The organism is Aerococcus sp. L_32, from assembly GCF_050689315.1.
Map to the genome: position 1 here is coordinate 1 of NZ_JBOEQF010001148.1, position 589 is coordinate 589.

The 589-nt window shown below is 41.4% G+C and carries 1 protein-coding gene and 1 pseudogene; both read right to left on the reverse strand.

Features of this window, described 5'->3' with window-relative positions:
- Window positions 1-275 (reverse strand): annotated as a pseudogene (locus tag ACRCJ0_RS18640) (Mur ligase family protein); the annotation flags it as partial.
- 128 nt (window positions 276-403) lie between these two features.
- Window positions 404-586 carry a DUF1797 family protein gene (locus ACRCJ0_RS18645; protein WP_431391685.1) on the reverse strand — a complete coding sequence of 61 codons (183 nt, stop codon included), beginning with the start codon at window positions 584-586 and terminating at the stop codon, window positions 404-406.
- Window positions 587-589: the final 3 nt, after the last annotated feature.

The window sequence follows — 589 nt, forward strand, 5'->3', positions numbered from 1 at the left end:
CGGATATCTTCAACGATAATGCCTGGGATGTCTGCTGCGTAATCTTGTTCTGATAGGTAGGCCACTGCCCCGCGGTCAACGGCATCTTTTAGGTATGATGCCTTAAAGTTTAGCCCCTTACAAACGAATAAGGTGTTGGCTGTCACCGCACGCGAGTCGAAGGTGATGCGATCAATTACGACCTCGTCTGCAGTATTTTCTTGTGTAATGGTTGTTGCGCTGCCACTGTCCTTAAAAAAAGCTATAGCACGCGATAATTTCATTGAATCTGACATGTTAAACTCCCTCTACTCCATATAAATAAAAAAAGGATCGTGATGCCACGACCCTCTATACGACACAGAATGTCTGCCATATTGGTAGTTCTAGTAGGTCACCCTACAATTTCAACTGCATTGGTTAATTATTGAATTAACTCGTAGATTTCCATTGCGACTAAATCAATGTCATCAAATTGGAAAGTTTCGTTGATTGTTAAGTCCTCTAATTCAAAACTTTCAGACTCTTTGTTAAAGCGTACAATACACTTCTCAACGCCCTCTTTTTCAAAACGACGTACTTCGATTTCTGAGTCATCAGAAAGCATCGC

Bases quoted from the DNA above. Each gene is read 5' to 3' on its own strand.
- ACRCJ0_RS18645 (WP_431391685.1), bottom strand. From the start codon at position 586: ATGCTTTCTGATGACTCAGAAATCGAAGTACGTCGTTTTGAAAAAGAG.